The sequence below is a fragment of the Peribacillus sp. SIMBA_075 genome (assembly GCF_046534585.1).
Genome location: NZ_JAWRYN010000046.1, coordinates 18,459 through 37,315 on the forward strand (window position 1 = coordinate 18,459; position 18,857 = coordinate 37,315).

Annotated in this window: 22 protein-coding genes and 1 riboswitch; of the genes, 12 read left to right on the forward strand and 10 right to left on the reverse strand. The window is 40.5% G+C overall.

What is annotated here, in order from left to right; all coding sequences use genetic code 11:
- Nucleotides 1–182 precede the first annotated feature (182 nt).
- Both SB775_RS22945 and SB775_RS22950 read left to right on the forward strand, forming a co-directional pair.
- On the forward strand, nt 183–752 hold the full coding sequence (locus tag SB775_RS22945) for a TetR/AcrR family transcriptional regulator (RefSeq protein WP_410863495.1): 570 nt from the start codon (nt 183–185) through the stop codon (nt 750–752).
- A 53-nt stretch (nt 753–805) separates the two neighbouring features.
- Complete coding sequence (locus SB775_RS22950) at nt 806–1,153, forward strand: DUF4260 domain-containing protein (RefSeq protein ID WP_410863496.1); 348 nt, start codon at nt 806–808, stop codon at nt 1,151–1,153.
- A gap of 62 nt (nt 1,154–1,215) precedes the next feature.
- Here SB775_RS22950 and queE read toward each other — a convergent pair whose 3' ends face one another.
- Genes queE through queC form a run of 3 tightly spaced genes read right to left on the reverse strand, consistent with a single transcriptional unit; the run spans nt 1,216 to nt 3,072 of the window.
- Entirely contained in the window at nt 1,216–1,944 is a 729-nt protein-coding gene (gene queE, locus SB775_RS22955; RefSeq protein WP_061464485.1) for a 7-carboxy-7-deazaguanine synthase QueE, read from the reverse strand.
- A complete protein-coding gene (queD, locus tag SB775_RS22960) occupies nt 1,937–2,407 on the reverse strand; it encodes a 6-carboxytetrahydropterin synthase QueD (protein WP_061464486.1) in 471 nt (156 codons plus the stop codon). The genes queE and queD overlap by 8 nt, the downstream gene beginning before the upstream one ends.
- Complete coding sequence (queC, locus tag SB775_RS22965) at nt 2,407–3,072, reverse strand: 7-cyano-7-deazaguanine synthase QueC (RefSeq protein WP_410863498.1); 666 nt, start codon at nt 3,070–3,072, stop codon at nt 2,407–2,409. The genes queD and queC overlap by 1 nt, the downstream gene beginning before the upstream one ends.
- A 55-nt stretch (nt 3,073–3,127) precedes the next feature.
- Nucleotides 3,128–3,170: riboswitch (PreQ1 riboswitch) on the reverse strand.
- Between the two features lie 186 nt (nt 3,171–3,356).
- Here queC and SB775_RS22970 point away from each other — a divergent pair.
- The 9 genes from SB775_RS22970 (at nt 3,357) to SB775_RS23010 (ending at nt 12,065) form a co-directional block, all read left to right on the forward strand.
- Nucleotides 3,357–3,647, forward strand: a complete 291-nt coding sequence (locus tag SB775_RS22970; protein WP_410863500.1) for a CHASE3 domain-containing protein — start codon at nt 3,357–3,359, stop codon at nt 3,645–3,647.
- Nucleotides 3,648–3,671: 24 nt separating this feature from the next.
- The gene (locus tag SB775_RS22975; protein ID WP_410863501.1) at nt 3,672–5,036 is read left to right on the forward strand and encodes a methyl-accepting chemotaxis protein; all 1,365 of its coding nucleotides are present in this window, start codon (nt 3,672–3,674) and stop codon (nt 5,034–5,036) included.
- 485 nt (nt 5,037–5,521) lie between these two features.
- Complete coding sequence (locus tag SB775_RS22980) at nt 5,522–5,734, forward strand: hypothetical protein (protein WP_089364740.1); 213 nt, start codon at nt 5,522–5,524, stop codon at nt 5,732–5,734.
- 791 nt (nt 5,735–6,525) lie between these two features.
- Nucleotides 6,526–7,707 (forward strand): poly-gamma-glutamate synthase PgsB, encoded by a 1,182-nt coding sequence (gene pgsB / locus SB775_RS22985; protein WP_410863503.1) that lies wholly within the window; start codon nt 6,526–6,528, stop codon nt 7,705–7,707.
- Nucleotides 7,708–7,722: 15 nt separating this feature from the next.
- Entirely contained in the window at nt 7,723–8,172 is a 450-nt protein-coding gene (gene pgsC, locus SB775_RS22990) for a poly-gamma-glutamate biosynthesis protein PgsC (RefSeq protein ID WP_061464491.1), read from the forward strand.
- Between the two features lie 10 nt (nt 8,173–8,182).
- The gene (locus SB775_RS22995) at nt 8,183–9,484 is read left to right on the forward strand and encodes a CapA family protein (RefSeq protein ID WP_410863505.1); all 1,302 of its coding nucleotides are present in this window, start codon (nt 8,183–8,185) and stop codon (nt 9,482–9,484) included.
- Nucleotides 9,485–9,550: 66 nt separating this feature from the next.
- Nucleotides 9,551–11,134, forward strand: coding sequence for a gamma-glutamyltransferase family protein (locus SB775_RS23000; RefSeq protein ID WP_410863506.1), 1,584 nt, complete (start codon nt 9,551–9,553; stop codon nt 11,132–11,134).
- 68 nt (nt 11,135–11,202) lie between these two features.
- Nucleotides 11,203–11,352: a CapE family protein gene (locus SB775_RS23005; protein ID WP_167555997.1), complete on the forward strand. Its 150-nt coding sequence runs from the start codon at nt 11,203–11,205 to the stop codon at nt 11,350–11,352.
- A gap of 89 nt (nt 11,353–11,441) precedes the next feature.
- Nucleotides 11,442–12,065 (forward strand): poly-gamma-glutamate hydrolase family protein, encoded by a 624-nt coding sequence (locus SB775_RS23010; protein ID WP_410863507.1) that lies wholly within the window; start codon nt 11,442–11,444, stop codon nt 12,063–12,065.
- 63 nt (nt 12,066–12,128) lie between these two features.
- On the opposite strand, the gene SB775_RS23015 is transcribed toward SB775_RS23010, so the two are convergent.
- Nucleotides 12,129–13,331: a C40 family peptidase gene (locus SB775_RS23015; RefSeq protein WP_410863508.1), complete on the reverse strand. Its 1,203-nt coding sequence runs from the start codon at nt 13,329–13,331 to the stop codon at nt 12,129–12,131.
- A 452-nt stretch (nt 13,332–13,783) separates the two neighbouring features.
- On the opposite strand from SB775_RS23015, the gene SB775_RS23020 reads away from it, so the two are divergent.
- Nucleotides 13,784–14,074, forward strand: coding sequence for a HesB/IscA family protein (locus SB775_RS23020; protein WP_410863510.1), 291 nt, complete (start codon nt 13,784–13,786; stop codon nt 14,072–14,074).
- Nucleotides 14,075–14,129: 55 nt separating this feature from the next.
- Here SB775_RS23020 and SB775_RS23025 read toward each other — a convergent pair whose 3' ends face one another.
- The 6 genes from SB775_RS23025 to SB775_RS23050 form a co-directional block, all read right to left on the reverse strand.
- Nucleotides 14,130–14,795: a DUF2642 domain-containing protein gene (locus SB775_RS23025; protein ID WP_410863512.1), complete on the reverse strand. Its 666-nt coding sequence runs from the start codon at nt 14,793–14,795 to the stop codon at nt 14,130–14,132.
- A gap of 24 nt (nt 14,796–14,819) precedes the next feature.
- Complete coding sequence (locus SB775_RS23030; RefSeq protein ID WP_410863513.1) at nt 14,820–16,175, reverse strand: arsenic transporter; 1,356 nt, start codon at nt 16,173–16,175, stop codon at nt 14,820–14,822.
- A gap of 511 nt (nt 16,176–16,686) precedes the next feature.
- Nucleotides 16,687–17,172, reverse strand: coding sequence for an SRPBCC family protein (locus SB775_RS23035; RefSeq protein WP_410863515.1), 486 nt, complete (start codon nt 17,170–17,172; stop codon nt 16,687–16,689).
- Between the two features lie 201 nt (nt 17,173–17,373).
- A complete protein-coding gene (locus SB775_RS23040) occupies nt 17,374–17,526 on the reverse strand; it encodes a hypothetical protein (RefSeq protein WP_410863516.1) in 153 nt (50 codons plus the stop codon).
- Nucleotides 17,527–17,647: 121 nt separating this feature from the next.
- On the reverse strand, nt 17,648–18,196 hold the full coding sequence (locus SB775_RS23045; protein WP_317778920.1) for a YfiT family bacillithiol transferase: 549 nt from the start codon (nt 18,194–18,196) through the stop codon (nt 17,648–17,650).
- A gap of 157 nt (nt 18,197–18,353) precedes the next feature.
- Nucleotides 18,354–18,857, reverse strand: a 504-nt coding sequence (locus SB775_RS23050; protein WP_410863517.1) for a hypothetical protein, incomplete at its 5' end; no start/stop codon positions are given.

Sequence of the window (18,857 nt, forward strand, 5' to 3'; positions counted from 1 at the left end):
ATATTATTAGTTAATGGTGAATACTACTATGTTTGACGTTATAGTTAAACTCTAGTTACATTTAATGGTAAATCCTCACTTAAAAACAGCCATTTAGCAAAATGTCTAATCTTTGATATTTGTAAATCAGTACGGTATCATTCCATTTAACCAGTGGTCAATAAACAAGGGGGGGTGGAATGATGTCGCCAAGGAAATCGGCAGGTAAAGAATTATCCAGGGAAATGGTATTGACTGAAGCTAGAAACCTTTTTGCAACCTTAGGGTATTCGAACGTCTCAATGAGACAATTGGCTAAATCATTGGATTGCAGCCATGGAGCCATTTATTATCACTTTAAAAATAAGGCGGAAATATATTACAGTTTGGTGAAAACGGATTTTTCCGTTTTAAATCATTTAATCGATGATATCATCATGTCGGAAAATGACCCTTCTCAAAAAATCGAAAAGATTTTATTATGCTTCATTGAGTTTGGTTTAACACAACAGAATCATTATTCCATCATGTTTTTATCCAAGGAAAAAGAAATTCAGCAGTTGCTTCAATTCGATTCTAATAAAACCTATGAAAAGCTAATCCAATCCTTGACAGAATTAACCGACAACAAACTGAATCCTGCATCCATATGGTCCATTTTCCTTTCTCTTCACGGATTCATAACTTTTTATATCAATTCTGAACTATCCTATCCAGATGTAAAAGGTTTAGCTTATTTTCACGTGAAAAATATCATCAAGAACATTGTTTGATTTTTCACTAAAATTATTGACCAATGGTTAATTAAGTTTTGGGAGGTTGGAAAATGGTAAAGAAATTCCTTCATATCGAAGGACTCATGGTCCTTTTAGCGATGATTTACATCTATTCGTTATATGAATTCAGCTGGTGGATTTTCCTTTTATTTATTTTATCGCCTGATGTTTCCATGTTGGCCTATCTGATTGATGATCGAGTTGGAGCAAAGGTTTATAACCTATTTCACACTTATACCCTGTCCATTTTCATGATTTTGCTAGCCATTTTTCTAAAGTCAGATGCGCTTATGATGATCGGGTCAATTTGGACCGCACATATTGGAATGGATCGGTTATTTGGGTATGGCCTTAAATACACATCAGCCTTCAAAGCTACACACCTTCAAAAGGTATAGGTAGCTTTCCATATGTAAAAGGCAGTGTGATTACGCATCACACCGCCTTCTGTCTCAGATCTTTACACGCCTCGCTTGTTGCCCCATATATAGGTATGAAGCTGTGGCAGCACTTTCACATCATTCAATTCATCATCGGCTATCACTTTATCAATTAGCTCCTCGTATTTCCTCAAAAGCCCGCTGATCAATTGACGATCATCCGCCGTACTGCTGTCGTCATTGCCGACCTGCAGATAAAAAGGAATATCGGGGTAGCGGCCATGTACATTTTTAGCATATTGATAATCCTCTTCGTTAAAGACGACTACCTTCAATGAGACATGGTTTTCAGGGTTTCGATTGGCAAGGTTCGATATGATTTGGTCGAGCACCGTAAAGTCCGTGTTCATTTTTGAACTCGGCGGCTTAGGAGAAATAGTCAATTCATCAATATCGAGAAACCAATCCTGCCATCTGCTCCCTTGTGTTTCGACACCTATTTTCATTTTATTTTCATGTAGGATCGCTACCAGGCTGTTTAAGTTTTTCAGCAGTGCCGGGTTTCCGCCTGATATCGTCACGAAGGAAAAACCGGCACCCCCAATCCGCTTCAGCTCATCCCATATTTCCTCGGCAGTCATTTGGACGGTATCTTCCTTACCGGTTCCATCCCAAGTAAATGCGGAATCACACCAGGCACATGAATAATCGCAGCCAGCCGTCCGAACGAACATGGTTTTTTGGCCAATGACCATTCCCTCACCTTGGATGGTCGGTCCGAAGATTTCCATAACCGGGAGTTTACTCACTTTCCATCCACTCCCGTCTGGCTTCGGCATAGCTTGTCGGCGTTTCGTATAGTCGAACGAATTCGACCCTAGCACCCTCATATTCCTTTAATGAAAGGGCTTCGGCCATTTTTTCATAAATCCAGACAACCATATTTTCAGCCGTAGTGTTCATGAGCGGCAAGGTTTCATTCAAATAACGATGATCAAGGTGGATTTCAATTTCATTTTTCCATATATCCTTGATGTCCCCGAAATCTATCATCAAACCGCGTGAATCCGTATACCCGCTCAATCCGAAAATGACCTTATACGTATGGCCATGCAAGTTCTTGCATTTTCCTTCATAGTCATGTAGATGGTGTGCTGCGTCAAAGGTAAATTCCTTACTGACCATGACCCTTTTAGTTGTATATTTCAATTGGCTGCGCTGAATATCTTGATCTATTTTTTGGAGTTTATCTACTATAGTAAAACCGTACATCACGAAAGCACCTTCCGTCTGCTTACATAGTCATCCAATCCTTTTTTCCGCAACTTACATGCCGGACAATCTCCACAGCCGTCTGATATGATTCCGTTATAGCAAGTCAGGGTCTTTTCGCGGACAAAGTCGAACGCGCCAAGCTGATCGGCAAGTTCCCATGTTTCCTCTTTATTAAGCCACATAAGCGGCGTATCAATCACGAATGACTGGTCCATCGACAAGTTCAAGGTCACATTCAACGATTTAATGAATACATCCCGGCAGTCCGGATATCCGCTGAAATCCGTTTCACAGACACCGGTGACAATATGTTTAGCGCCAAGCTGACTGGCCAACACTCCGGCAAACGATAGGAACAGTAAATTCCGCCCTGGTACGAACGTCGACGGCAATTCCCCGTCTTCCCCGTCCTCCACTGCAATGTCACTTCTCGTCAAAGCATTCGGTGCCAGTTGGTTCAGCAGCGACATGTCAAGGATATGATGGTTCACGCCCAATTCCTTGGCAATCTCTTGAGCGCATTCGATTTCCAAGCTGTGCCGCTGATTATAATCAAACGTCACCGCTTCCACTTCCTCATATCTCTCCATCGCCCAGAACAGGCACGTCGTACTGTCCTGACCTCCGCTAAACACAACCACTGCCTTTTCTTTCTTCTTCATTTCTATAAAACTCCTTTTTACGGAAAAAAACAGCACCCTAAGAAAAGAGCACTGTTTCTCCTTAGTTTTTTTGAGAGGGTAGCTAGAACCTCTTCCGCCATAACGCGGAATATTATATTTTTCCAAGTCAATAGTAACTTGAAAACGAGAAGAAATCAAGATGTTTGGATTATGGAAAATCACACCTAACGGAAAACTTGGTTATCTTCTCATCTGCTTAAATAACCCATTATTTATCCGATAAAAAAAGAGGGAATAAAATATCGATAAAGGGGTTCATTAATTTGAAAAGTATTAAAGGAAAGATATTGGCAGCATTTTCACTCATCATATCTTTGTGTATCATCTTAGGAGCATTTAATATTTATAGCAGCAATAAGTCACTTGTACATTCCAAAGATATCATTAGCCAAAAATTGCCGATTCTAATTGATGAAGAACAACTACTCAATAATGTTGCACAAAGAAGCGCACTCGCAAGAGGCTATATTCTATATGGCGACGAAAGTAATAAAGAGAAGTTCTTAAAATATACCGAAGAAAGCAAAGTCATTCAGGAGGATCTATTAGCCTAAAGTGATTCTGAAAAAACGAAGGAATTGATTGAGAAAAGCGTGGATTGGAGAACGATTATTATAGACCGCGTATTTACACAATATGATCAAGGAAATGAAGAACGTGCTATAGAAATACTAAAGGATGAAGTTGCACCAATAAGCAATGAATTGATGGATGGGTTTAGAGAGCTGGCTTCCGAACGCGAAAAAACGATTGTCGATTTAGGTGAAACCGTCATCGCAAGCGGGAAATCGGTTAAGTCTACAAGTATCATCATATCCATTGCGGCAGTCCTTATCGGCCTTGTGCTTGCACTTGTGACTGCAAACCTCATTACCACCCCCCTCCTTAAAGTCAGGGACAGGATGAAAATGGTTGCTGACGGAAAACTGAATCATGAGCCCCTGGAGCAAAAGTCAAATGATGAAATGGGTGAATTAACGGTATCCGCCAACCAAATGCAGAAAAACCTTCGTGATACGATCGAAAAAATGCTGGTTGTATCCGAATCCGTTTCCAACCAAAGCGAGGATCTGACTCAATCGGCAAATGAAGTGCAACAGGGCAGCAAACAGATTGCGGCTACCATGTACGAACTTTCGGAAGGCTTGGACTCACAAGCCAACCGGGCAGCTGAAATGGTCCGCATGATGGATGATTTCACCGGCAAGATCGAGCAGGCCCATCTTGAAGGAATGGAAGTATCGCAAAGTTCGACCGAGATCCTATCCTTGACCAAGGAGGGCACCACTTTAATGCGCAGTTCGGTCCAACAAATGCAAATGATTGACGGAATTGTCAAAAATGCCGTCGGGCAAGTGAAAAGGCTCGATTCTCAATCACAGGAAATCTCACAGCTTGTGCAGGTCATCAAAGATATATCCAATCAAACCAACCTATTGGCGCTGAATGCAGCCATAGAAGCTGCACGCGCTGGTGAACATGGCAAGGGCTTCGCCGTCGTCGCAGCTGAAGTGCGGAAACTCGCTGAAGGGGTCACACAATCCGTTGGGGATATCACCGATATTGTCACCGCTATTCAAACAGATTCAAAAACGGTCGTCCACTCCCTGGAAGATAGTTATACACAGGTGGATGAAGGCACGAAACAGATTACGCTCACCGGCCAAACCTTTGAAACAATCAATCACTCTGTCGGGAATATGGGAATGAAAATACAGCATATTACAGCTGAATTGAACTATATCTCCAAAAATAGTAAAGAAATCAATCAGGCCATCGAAGATATCGCAGCCGTAACTGAAGAGTCCGCGGCAGGAATCGAACAAGTTTCTGCCTCCGCTCAACAATCCAGCTCTTCGATGGATGAAGTCACGAATCATGCCTGTGAACTCGCATCTTCCGCTGAACTGCTAACCGAACAGGTCAAGAAATTCCAATTATGATACTAGAAAATTTCCCGTCACTTGAACGCGGGAAATTTTCTTTTTCTCCCCTTCATTGTTTCGTTTTCGTGTATTTGGGGTATAAAAGACTATACGCATTAATCATCATGAAAAGTTAATAATCATAAAAAGAAAAATCTATCAAAAGGGTTGGAAGTGAATATTTTCTTTTGTTTTCAGAATATTTAGTGTATAATGAATTTATTAGGAATATTCTTACTGAAATACTTCTCACTCCCAATACCCACTTACTGGAAATCACCAGTACAAGAACTCACTTGATCCAGCATTTCATTTCAACCCAATGCACGGGCCCTTATACTCAGTAAGGTTCATTGCACGCTTTCTTGCAAACCAAACAATTCACAACTTTTTTCACACAAAAAGCATAATTTTCACTCCAAAATTGTAAAAAAAGGTTAAATTTCACCAACAATGTGTTACTATTAAACCAAGACCTTTTAACCCCATAAGGAGGAATTCATATGAAACGTTTTTTCAAATTCATGGCAGATTTTAACGAAAGAAAAGCACTAGATCGGAAAAACAACAAATTCTTTCGCAAAGAATACGAAAATTATATGAAGATGAATTCTGAAAATCAAGGTAGGAGGAGATTAGCTCCTAGACTTTATGTGATTGAAGGCGGTAAAAAAGGCCCCAACATTGAAATTTCTGACAGAAAAAAATCCAGTTAACCTGATTCCTTCAAAAAATAAGCTACTAATGTTGTAGTTTATACCCTACAAACGTCGCATTCTCCATGATAAACGGAGATTCATTACCCAAATCATTCTTTTAAAATATAAAAGCCGAAAGCTCAGATATACTTCTGAGCTTTTTTTATTTTTCTTTTTTCTATTAACACTATATTAATAGAAGTAACTAGGTATTTTTTAAATAAATTGGATTAACCTTAGTTTATTTCATGTTTTAGGTAAAAGTCACAATATAGGCCCACGGGTATTTTTCTAGAAAAATACCCAAAACTTACAAAAAAAGAGATGTGTTCTTTTACTCATCTTTGGTCATATTCATAAAAGTCCGACTACATGTGTCTATAGATGCACCATCTTACATTGAATGACAAATACGTAAATATTGTAACGTTTAGGTCAAATTAATGGGTATAAACAATCAATAAATTGTAATAAACCTCACTTTTAATAACAATTCATTATCCAAATACAGATATTAAGAATCGGGTTCAAATGCCTATAAAACTATTTTAATTGTATTCATAATGGCCATTTATTAAACTTTCCATATTTTAGTGTAAATAAATCAAGGTTTTACTCGACTTTCTCCATATCTTTGGACTCATAAAACATTTTATTCCATTAGATACTATTACACTCCTATATACATTTTTTGCAAAAAGCTGACAACTGTTATATTACGATAGAATAATTGGCTCTTGCCTATTAAGTTTAAAATCATGTAGTGTGTATTCAGTAAATCAAATATTTAAAAAAAGAGAGGTTAAAAAATGGCACCAATATTTATTTGTGCGATCTTTTTACTTGGCTATGGCATCTTCGAACAAAGACGCCATCAGAAGCGTCTCGATTCCATTCCGGTACGTGTGAATGTAAACGGTATTCGAGGCAAATCGACTGTAACACGTCTAATAACAGGTGTGATCCAGGAAGCTAAGTACAAAACAGTAGGTAAAACAACCGGAACATCAGCTAGAATGATCTACTGGTTTACCGACAAAGAAAAACCGATTAAACGCCGCCCAGAGGGACCGAACATTGGAGAACAACGGCGTGTAGTTAAAGAAGTAGCAGATTTAGGAACGGAAGCACTTGTTTGTGAATGTATGGCCGTACAGCCTGACTATCAATTAATCTTCCAAAATAAAATGATCCAAGCAAACATTGGGGTCATCGTGAATGTATTAGAAGACCATATGGATGTCATGGGACCGACAATGGATGAGGTTGCAGAAGCCTTTACAGCTACAATCCCTTATAATGGTCACTTGATTACCATTGAAAGTGAATATTTGGACTTCTTCAAGAAAATTGCCAAAGAACGCAACTCAAAAGTGATCGTTGCAGATAATTCAAGAATCTCTGAAGACTTCTTGCGCGAATTCGATTATATGGTATTTCCGGATAACGCATCACTGGCTTTGGCTGTTGCAGAAGCTTTAGGCATTGATGAAAAAACAGCTTTTCGCGGCATGTTAAATGCGCATCCAGATCCAGGGGCCATGCGGATCACCAGATTTGGAGATCCAGTCAAGCCAACTTTCTTTGTCAATGGCTTTGCTGCAAACGACGCGGCATCGACGCTGAACATCTGGGATCGTGTCAAAACGTTCGGATACAGCTCAGAACCTCCTATCGTCATCATGAACTGCCGTGCTGACCGTGTGGACCGTACAGAGCAGTTTGCAAGAGATGTATTGCCTTACATTAAATCTGAAATCGTCATTGCCATTGGTGAAACTACATCACCAATAACAAAGGTATTCGAGCAAGGTAATTTGGATACAAAAGAATATTGGGATTTGGAAAACTGGTCAACTGAAGAAATCGTGGCCCGTCTCCGCCCATTGATGAAAAATCGCATCGTCTACGGTGTCGGGAATATTCACGGCGCAGCGGAACCATTAATTGAAGCATTCATGAAATCTAAAACAAAGCAGAAAGCAAGTTAAGTAGGAGGAACCTTAATGTTTGGATCGGATTTATATGTAGCACTAGTACTGGGAGTAACGCTTAGCCTTATATTTTCAGAAAAAACGGGTGTCGTACCCGCAGGACTTATTGTGCCAGGTTATTTGGCATTAGTATTTGATCAATGGGAAATCATGCTGGTCATCTTGGTCATTAGTGTAGTAACTTATTTAATCGTCACTCACGGCCTTTCAAGATGGGTGATTTTATATGGAAGAAGAAAATTCGCAGCCATGATGGTGACCGGGATTTGCCTGAAACTCCTATTGGACATGGTCTACCCCGTCATGCCATTTGAAATATTCGAGTTTCGGGGAATCGGTATAATCGTACCCGGATTGATAGCGAATACCATTCAAAGACAAGGAATGCCATTGACACTTGGCAGCACGCTTTTATTATCCGGCTTAACTTTCGGTTTAATGAACGTGTACTACCTATTCTGAGGTGCAAAAAATGAAACGGACTTTAAATGCAAAAGAAAAAACACTTATCTTTATTAAACGTACGAAGAAACAGAATCTTAAATACACTGGAATCATACTACCTATATTACTAATCGCTTTAGTCATTACCACTTGGATGGGACGGGCTGAAGAAGTGAAAACACCTGCTTCAAAAACTGATCAACCATTGACGATGACAATGGTCGGTGATGTGATGATGGGACGTTATGTTGAAGAAGTGACGGAAAAGCACGGGTATGATTACCTCTTCCGTTATATGAAACCCTATTTTGCCGCTTCAGACTATGTCAGTGGGAATTATGAACATCCCGTTTTAAAAGAAGAGGCATCCAACTACAAGGAAGCAGACACGGCCATCAGGTTAAACTCCAATAATAGTGGTGTGAAAGCCGTTAAAGATGCTGGCTTCTCTGTGATGAATTTGGCCAATAACCATATGATGGACTTCGAAGAACGAGGACTGCTTGACACGATTGATGAATTCAAAACTGCAGATATGAACTATGTCGGTGTTGGATCGAACACTGCCGAAGCTAAAAATAGCATCGACTATGCGGATGTTAATGGCGTCCGTGTCGCAACACTTGGCTTTACAGATGTTTATGGTAAGGATGCCGTGCCAAAAAGTAATAAAGCCGGGATATTGAACACCAACCCTGATTTATTATTTGAAATGATTGAAAAAGCAAAGGATGCCAAGCAAGGCAACGCAGACTTGGTTGTGGTGAATGTTCACTGGGGAATAGAGTATTCAACATCTACAACCGCTCGTCAAACAGAATTGGCTAAAGCAATAATCGATGCGGGAGCTGATATCATCATCGGCCATCACCCCCATGTGCTTCAATCGTTTGATGTTTATAAAGATGGAGTCATTTTCTATAGCTTAGGAAACTTCATATTCGATCAAGGCTGGACACGCACGAAGGATTCAGCAATGGTTCAATACCATTTAGCGAAAGACGGAAAAGCTACGGTCGATGTCGTTCCACTGCAAATTGAAGAAGCAACACCAAGGCCAGCTACCTCTTCAATCGACAAATCACGTGTTTACCGTCAGTTGACGAAGGAAACAAGTGAAAAAGCCCAATGGTCGAAAAAAGAGGATCACATCGAGATTACATTGGATCACAAGAAAGTAATCGACCATAAAGTTCAACGTGAGCAAGAAGAAAAGGCAGCGAAAGAAAAGAAAGCTGCACAAGAAGAAAAAGCAGCAAAAGAAAAGAAAGCTGCACAAGAGAAACAAGAAGTAAAAGCTACACCACAGAACATACAACCCATTCAGTAAGGAACGATTGGATACTATGTGAAAAGTGAAACAACTTGGAAGCTCAACGAACAGGGGGAATAATCGATGATTAATCGTATGACGGGAAAAGTATTCATTTCCCTTTGCATGCTCATATATTTAGCTGGATGTTCGAAGACACCCCCTATTTCTGACACGAATGATCCGATAAAGAGTAAAACGGAACAATCATATGGGGTCAGTTCTTCAAACCCAATCGCAATAGATGTCGGGATGGAAATATTGGATAACGGCGGAACAGCGGCGGATGCCGCAATTGCGGTATCCTATGTATTAGGTGTAGTCGAACCTTTTGGATCTGGCGTGGGTGGCGGCGGCGGTATGCTGATTACCCCTGGATCCGGAGACCCCAATTTTATCGATTATCGTGAATCCTCTCCGGAAGATCCAAGTTCAAGACACAATGCGGGGATTCCTGGCTTAGTGGCCGGCATGCAGGTTATAAGCGATAAGTACGGGAGCGTACCAATGGCAGATCTTCTTCAGCCGGCGATAGATTTGGCTGAAGGAGGTTTTAAAGTGGACGCAACGTTATCATCACGCTTAGAAGCAGCTCAGCCAAGGGTCTATTCCGATAACACTTCACTTTTTTATCCTGATGGTGATGCCATTGAACCAGGCAAAACCCTCATCCAAAAAAGACTTGCTAAAACATTGAAGAAGATTCAACAGGAAGGTCCTGATGGTTTTTATAAAGGGAAAATTGCACGGGATATTAAAAGAAAAACAGACATCGACTTGATGGATTTAAAGCGCTATGAGGTGAAAGAACGTACCCCGGTCCAAGGAACATTTGCCGGTTATGACGTTTATACAGCCCCTCCTCCCTTTTCCGGGATTACAGTTCTTGAAATGTTAAAGCTCGCCGAGGAAACCAACCTGGGCGAGTCTTCAAGCAAATCAGATTATATGAAAATCCTGGGTGGCATCACAAATACCGCTTATCAAGATCGATCAGCACATACTGGTGATGGAATAAGTCACTCTAAGGCTGAACAATTGCTCTCCCCCATTCACTTGAATAATCTTAAAAATAAGATCAATAGTGGAAGTTGGAAAAATGAGGAATCGTTTGGTTCCGAAGAACATGAAAGCACGACACATTTTGTGATCATGGACAAATATGGCACTGTCGTTTCCACAACAAATACACTCAGTAACTTTTTCGGATCTGGTGACTATACGAATGGCTTTTTCCTTAACGATCAATTGAAAAATTTCCGGGCCGGCCTGAATTCTCAAGAGGCATATAAACGGTCAAGAACTTTCACCGCACCAACCATTCTTAAGAAACCAGGGAAGGAATCGATTGGGATCGGCTCACCCGGCGGTGATAGGATTCCTCAAGTATTGATGCAGGTCCTTTATTCATATACAGAGAATGAAGGCTCATTTCAGGATATCATCGACCGTAATCGGTTCGTCTTTGATAGAAAGAAAATTTATACGGAATCCAGGCTTTCGAATGAAATAATATCCGACTTAGAAAATTCAGGATACGAAGTCATTCAGAAGATTTCACCCATGTATTATGGCGGGGTTCAAGTACTCGTTAAAAACGAGAAAGACGGACGACTATCCGGAGCTGGAGATAAAAGAAGACATGGAAGCTGGAAAGCGCGGCAATAAAAATGCTTATCCAGCTTCTCCTTTCAAATACCATATGAACTTTAGTAATGCATAAGGGGACTTAGAATATGAATATCGTAAAAAAAATAACAAGCTGGGTTATACCTGTAGTTCTTATAGCAGCCCTGCTTGTGACCAGTAATATGTTCAAACGCACGGAAACTTTAACACCCGATGAGCAAAAGAAAATAGAACAATATACGACTATCGAAAAATAAAAAAAAAGCTGGGGCATCCCCGCTTTTTTTTTATTTTTGCTTTCAACGGGTATAGAATATAAATAGGCTACAGATACGGGAGGATAACCATGAAAAGCTATACTGATTTTGCTGAACTGCAGCAAAATGAACACGAATACCTCGATTACCGCATCATCGTTCATCATAGGATACCTGATATTGCAGTCTTAGCCATACATGGCGGGAATATCGAACCAGGCACTAGCGAGATTGCTGCCGCCCTTGGAGAAAGGCTTTGTGCAAGCACATATCTATTCGAAGGTCTTAAACCAAGAGGAAACCAGGTACTTCATATAACATCCAAGTTATTCAATGAACCGATCGGCGTTTCAATGGCAGCGAACGCACAGACCATCCTTTCCATCCATGGCCACTACGACGTTCATAACGCGCTGGTGTACATTGGAGGACGGAATGAACCCTATAAGAACTTGATTCAACATTCACTCAATGAAGCTGGATTTCAAACTGAAGACGCACCGCAGCACCTTTCAGGCATGAATGGAAACAACATTACCAACACATCCAAAACGGGTGCAGGCGTGCAATTGGAGCTTTCGACGAAGCTTAGAAAAAGCTTATTCAAAGGTAATGACTTTACCAGTAAAAACAGGGTAAAGCCCTTGGATCTTTTTAATCGGTTCGTTCGTGCCCTTGAAAAAGCGACTCTGGAATATAAACAGGTTGAATGATCTTCCCTATCGTCTTTTTTAAAAGAGGCTACCAGCAACACTCAAGCAGGCTTCCTATTCTTCTTAGTTCATAAGGCCTTTAACTTGACCGAAACTTTCGAACTTCTCGGCAAAATAAGCTGATGAAAGGTTGGAAATATGAACGCCTGCGTTTTCCGTTGTATGGAGAAAACGGCCATCCCCTAGGTAAATGCCTACATGGGTTACACCCAGCCTTGTACCTGTGTCCCTAAAAAATACTAAATCCCCTGCCTTTGGTTCTTCGATTTTGGGCAGCAATGAGTAGTAGTCCGCTGCGGAACCTCGTTTTACTGAAAGGCCCTGCTCTTTCATGACCCAATAGATGAAGCCGCTGCAATCCATTCCGATCATCGGATCCTCCTCCCCAAAAACAAAGGTGAATCCGCGTAGGGTGTATCCATACTTAATTACATCATATGCTTTATCATATGCAGCTTCTTGGTTTACATAAAACGGATACAACGGGTTGCTGTATAGTTGTAGATACTGTCCTTGCATCAACTCATCAGTCGGTAAAGCGTTACGATTTTTAATCGTATTCACGGAAATGCCATAATTTTCCGAAATACTTTTAAGCGTTTCACCATTTCGGACGATATGTTCTCCTTTAGGAGTGTATGTTTTATACTCAATTTGGTATTTTGCAAAATAATTTTCTGTGCTGGATCTAACCTGAACCGTTTCTGCACCATATCCAGAATTGACAAATTGGTTTTCGCCAAGATAAATACCTGCAGTCACAACCTTTAAGCTGTCTTTTTCCAGGAAGAATATAATATCTCCAGTTTTCGGAGTGGTGGTATCCATCCCTTGTTTATAAAAGCCATCTACTGTTAAACGGTCGATCGGCACACTTTGCTGGGAAAGCACCCAATGAATCAGTCCGCTGGAATCAAACCCTTTTTCAGGCGTCTCTTCTCCTGCTGTCTTTTTAAACCCTACAAAGGTTTTCGCATAGTTCGCAATTTGTTTTCCTCTCTCCGACCATTGATAAATGGAAGGAGTATAAGCAGTTTGAATGATCGTCAACTTTTGGCCCACATATAACTGATCATCCGGTAAACCATTCGTTTTCATTAATTGTTCCTTCGATATATCATAAGTCTTGGCAATCGATTTCACCGTTTCATTAGAAATTACAGTATGCACATGATCTGCCGCCTCGACCTTTAAACCAGGTAAAAAAGTGAAACTAACCATGAATACCAATAAAATTACCATATAGCTTAATTTTCCTTTAAACATTTTAACCCTTCCTTTATCTGCTTAAATATTTTAAAATTCACTATTTTCCAAAAACAAAGCAACATTTTCGAATCTTTAGACCTACTTTCAACCAATATGAATATACCTTTATACTCATCGCAATAGTATTATCGGTGAACGACATAAAGCTTTTAGCCTATTTTTTTCGCGAAAAATAATCATTTTTTATGGTAGCAATCAATGATGCGATCTAAGATGAATCATTATACCCGCACTGAAGTCGCGTTGTAACCGCTTTCAAAATTACCCTTCTTAACAGGGAGGGATTTAATGTATAGTGGAAATGGAGCAATCCAAAGGATTATGGAACAGCGAAATTTATTTATTTGTACGCCAGTGCTCCTTTAACCGTGAAGATCGAACGTTGATAAAGTGGTACATATACCGCTCGCCCTATTTATGAACAGCCTAACGACATTGGAGTGAACATCTTGATAAAACTGACAGGGAAAGCCCGGCAGGCAATTAAAGATAGACAACATAGCTTTGGAGAGGAAACGTATTTGAGGTTTGGTATAAACAGAACTTGCTGTAACCAGATGAATTACTCTTTAAGCTTGGCAAGCTCGAAAAAGGAGCAAGAGGAAATACTTGTTTTACACGATATTAAAATTTTGATTGACCCCTCGGATTCCCATTTTACAGATCAAACTGAAATTGATTACGAAGACGATGGATTTTTAATCAGGAACCCGAATCCGTTGGTATCCCCCATCATCTAGCAGAAGATGAAAATGAGGGGCAAGCATAATTGGCTTTCCCCCCATTTCTATTAATCTAAGGCATATACACGGTTTTAATATGTGAAAGCTTCAAAAACACATCATCCCCACTAGCTGTCGTTAACTCAACCAAGTTGTTTTCAGCCTTTTTAAGCACACCGATTTTCATAGGATCCTCTCCCCCATCAAATACTACAAGCTTTCCTGCATTTTTCTTTAATTGGTCCTCCAAAGAACGAAGCATTGGCACACCTGTCGGGTTTATGGGGAAACTCTCTTTATTGAGGGTGTATGGTGTGGCATGTGGATAATACGGAGTAAGCCATTTAAGGTGGTGCAGCGATACATACATCATTTTATATACAGGCGAGTAGAACCCAAAGTAATCATTGAAAACATTTGTGATATAACCGTGTAAAGGAATATGTCCCGCAACATGGATTTCTGAAAAAACCCCTTTTGCATTCATTAATGTTTTACGATAGGAAATGGACGCCATCTCTTCCATCATGGGGGACTCAATAGGATATTTAATCTCGCTATCAATCTCTGTACTCAGATTGAATCTATGGACATGCAGCATTGGAAAATACAAATACCGCTGTCCATTGAACAACACTAGAATATCCGTGCTCAGATCAGTCAGAATTCCTTTGTAAGTTTTTTTTCCTGAGATTTGAACATCAATCTGTTTACCCAGTAATGCAACAGCATCACTCATTACTATCTCCTCCTAGGGGTTTATTCAGCTAAAAATCATTTGCACCCAAAAATATAATAATAGCAGTGTCACCACTGTTGTTATGGGTATGACTATCAGGGATACGCTTAAATAATCTTTCCACTTTATTTTCATTTTGTTCTGTTTCAGGATATGCATCCAGATAAGCGAGGCAAGAGTACCGATGGGCAATAACAATGATCCCATGTCACTACCGATTATATTAGCTAGATAGATGGTTTTTAAGGTGATTGGATCAAGTCCCATTTCCGTTAAGGTAATGGTGCCTATCATTAATGCCGGATGATTGTTGAAGATGTTTGATAGGATCGAAACCAACCCTCCCATTACAAGGCTCGCACTCATTAACCCTTGGTTAACAATCGGTTCGCATATCTCTACCAATATGGTTGTAAGTCCTACATTGTGGAGACCATAAATGATGACATACATGGAGAATGCAAATATCAGGATGTGCCATGGGGTCTTTTTTAAGATATCGACAGGATTTGTCCGTAAATGATACCATCTCCAGACCAGTAAAGATAAAGAACCAAGTACAGCAACCCACTCGATTGGAATGGAAAAATAAGAAGCTACAAAGAGTAAACAGCGCACCACGAACACATAGAGCAATACTTTCAACATGAACTTTGTGCGTTGCCTTTTTGTTTCAACCGACATTTTCCCCTTTAAAGGATGGAAATTCTTAGTGAAGAAACTTTCCTCAATGTCATAAGAAATATCCGGTAATTTCTTAGGCAATTTTTTCTTGACAACTACGAACATCAACCATGACATGAAGAGCAACCCCAAAGTTGCAGGTACAAACATCATGGCAGTATGCATATAAAGCGTCATATGCACGATTTGCAATGCGATTAAATTAACAATATTACTCACGCCAATAGGCGCACTTGAAGCTGTTGCAATCAATGCCCCACTCAAAAGATACGGGATGGCCTCATGCGGTTTTAATCTGAGATTTTTCAGAAGCAAGATCAAGATGGGGGTCGTAATCATGATGCTGCCGTCGTTATTGAATAACAGGGTCATTAAAAAACACAACAATTGAATGTACCAATACAGGCGATACCCCGATCCTCTAGCAAGGCTGGCAAGTCTTGCAGCCGCCCAGTGAAAAAATCCAAAACTTTCCAAGATGACAGCCATGACAATCGTTGCCATGATGGTGATCGATGCGCCCCCGATTTTATTGATAATATCCAAAATATCGCCATGGGATACTATGCCAGTCAGTAAAATTATTAAAGCACCGATTGAAGCTGGCCATGCTTCATTTATTCCTCTTGGCCTCCATAATATAACTATCATGGTCATGACGAACACAAAAATAGTCATTCCAATTTCGAAATGCATGTTGTTCTCTCCTTTTTGGGCCTTGAGCCATTGGACCCTACTTGTCCGATTCCTATATACTATTCACCTTTGTAAAAAAAGCATGGATATATAACCAGTCCCTCCAAATTGTACCTTTGTACTTCTAGTCATTTTGTCCACTAAAGAGAGATGCCCTTTCCAAGAATCATGGTTAGGTGCCTACAGAATGATAAAATGGCGGTCCATCGCACCCCCACAAAAAAGGGAAAACCACTTTGGTGGCCTCCCTTTTTGCAAAGCTTATGTTTCCGGTCTTCTCATTCTTTATCTGGAATTCCCCCAGCGTATGCTCCAAATCATTTATTAGCTGTGTAAGCTGCTGCGTATATTGCGCCAAAATAAAAGCAGACCGACTGATGATATGCCGGTCTGCTGATTGATGCTGATCATTTCCATAAAAGCAAGTGCCTTCCCTTACCTTTTAGTCGCCTTGGTGAATGGCTGACCCATTGCGTCTATTATAATCCTTATGTATCAGCCTGCATGCCATTCATCCATCAATACGTTTGACGGCGATCGTATATTCCTTATGCCATTTTTCCCATTCATCCATTGGAAAATCCTTATATTGACCAGCCAGTAAATCACTTAACATATCTAGGCAAACATGCCAGCCTGCCAAATCTTTTGATGTATGATCATTAACTGGCCGGATGGATTCTTTCAATACTAATGAACATCCATCCTTTTCAGGGGATACCTCGAAACGAACCCAGCCGTCACCCCATTCAAAATCTAAAACGGCAGATTCCTGAAAATCCCTTATCTTCATATCAAAGGAGTCCCCTGACCCATCATTCATATTGAATTTTATGGTCCCGTCTTTTCGAAGGTCCTTCATTTCCAGGTTGGACATCCACTTTTCCACCTGATCATTCTCAGTTAAAGCACCCCATACCTTTTCCACCGAATGATCGAGCTGGCGATCGAATCTTGCGATGATCCCATTTCCTTCTTTTTTGATTACAGCTTGCATACACATTCCTCCCCATTCAATTCGTCCAAATGTTCCGGCCTACTAGATCTGATTTTTATGATAAAAAATGGTAGGATGGAATTCTCCTTTTGAGATACAGGAAACTTCCCTTGCATCAAGGACCTATAATGTCCGTCCCTCCTTGCCACTCCTCAGCCTGCTGCATGAGTGAACGCCCTCGTCTATACTCAGTATGCGTCATTAATTTTGCCATTTCCGCCCGATTGCCCCCGTTCCGCTTTGAGCATACATGTAACTGTACACTTCCGGCTGTCTCACCCATTTAGCGACAAATAGAATCACATCAGGATTTATGGCACTCTCCCAATAGGAATGGACTAAAGACCGTTTCATGGGTGGAAAAAACCAATGGACAAGCCATCTTCCACCACCTGCATCAAAAGGTCCGAAAGCTCATTAAGACAGACTCCAATTGATGTTAAACTTTCGACTCTCACATCAGCACTCACAGTTTTCACTCACTTTCAGGAGATACAGTTATATTCACCATCCCCGGACGCTTTGATAAAGAAGTAATGTGAGCAAGATGATGGCGGCCATGCCATGCATAAATGCCAATATTTTCACCGACCGTCACCTCTCCCGAATCAGGATGGATGAATGCCCGGTTCAGGTCGTCTGCATGAAGGCGTGATAAAAGTTTGCCTAAGCGGGTGTGTACCGCTTCGATTAGTGATAAAGAAATATCAATCGGCAAATCATAATCAGGCAGCTCTGCCCATCGCCCCTCCTCATACGGTTTAATGACCGGGCTATTTTCCGTAAGGGCCAATTTAAAGCGAATATACGCATTCATATGACTATCAGCAACATGATGCACGACTTGGCGGACCGTCCATCCTCCAGGACGATAAGCCGTATCAAGCTGTTCATCATCCATGCTGCCTACTGCCTCCCGCAGCATTCCAGGCAAAGCCTCAATCTCCTTGATCCAGCCCTCGGCCACACCACTAGTAATTTCCCCATCAAACTGAAACCTTCCAATCGGGTATCTCAAATCCATCTCATTCTCCCCCTTTATGTCCAATGCACCTATATATAATTCTTTATCAATGCTGACAAGTCCTTTATACTTGCAACCCTTAGCTAATGCAACCCCTATATTGATCTTGATCGCTTTTCTAATTAATCCGCTATACGCTGGATTGAATAAAAGACATCTATGCTTCCATCCACATCATATAAAAGCTCGATCTTGACGTTAACGTATCTGGTAATATATTAGGACTTGATACACAAATAAATTCACGAGTAAACGCTCTTATCTCATGAGTTTGCTGCTCATTCAGGCAAGTAAAGATCAATTCACGAGTATTTGATCCAATTTCACGAGTAAATGACCCAATTTCACGAGTAAATCCACTAAATTCACGAGTAAACGACCTAATTTCACGAGTATTTGATCCAAATTCACGAGTAAACGCTCTTTTCTCATGAGTTTGCTGCTCATTCAGGCAAGTAAAGATCAAATTCAGAGTAAATGATCCAATTTCACGAGTAAATCCACTTATTTCACGAGTAAACGTTCTTATCTCATGAGTTTGCTGCTCATTCAGGCAAGTAAAGATCAATTCACGAGTATTTGATCCAATTTCACGAGTAAATCCACTAAATTCACGAGTAAACGACCTAATTTCACGAGTATTTGATCCAAATTCACGAGT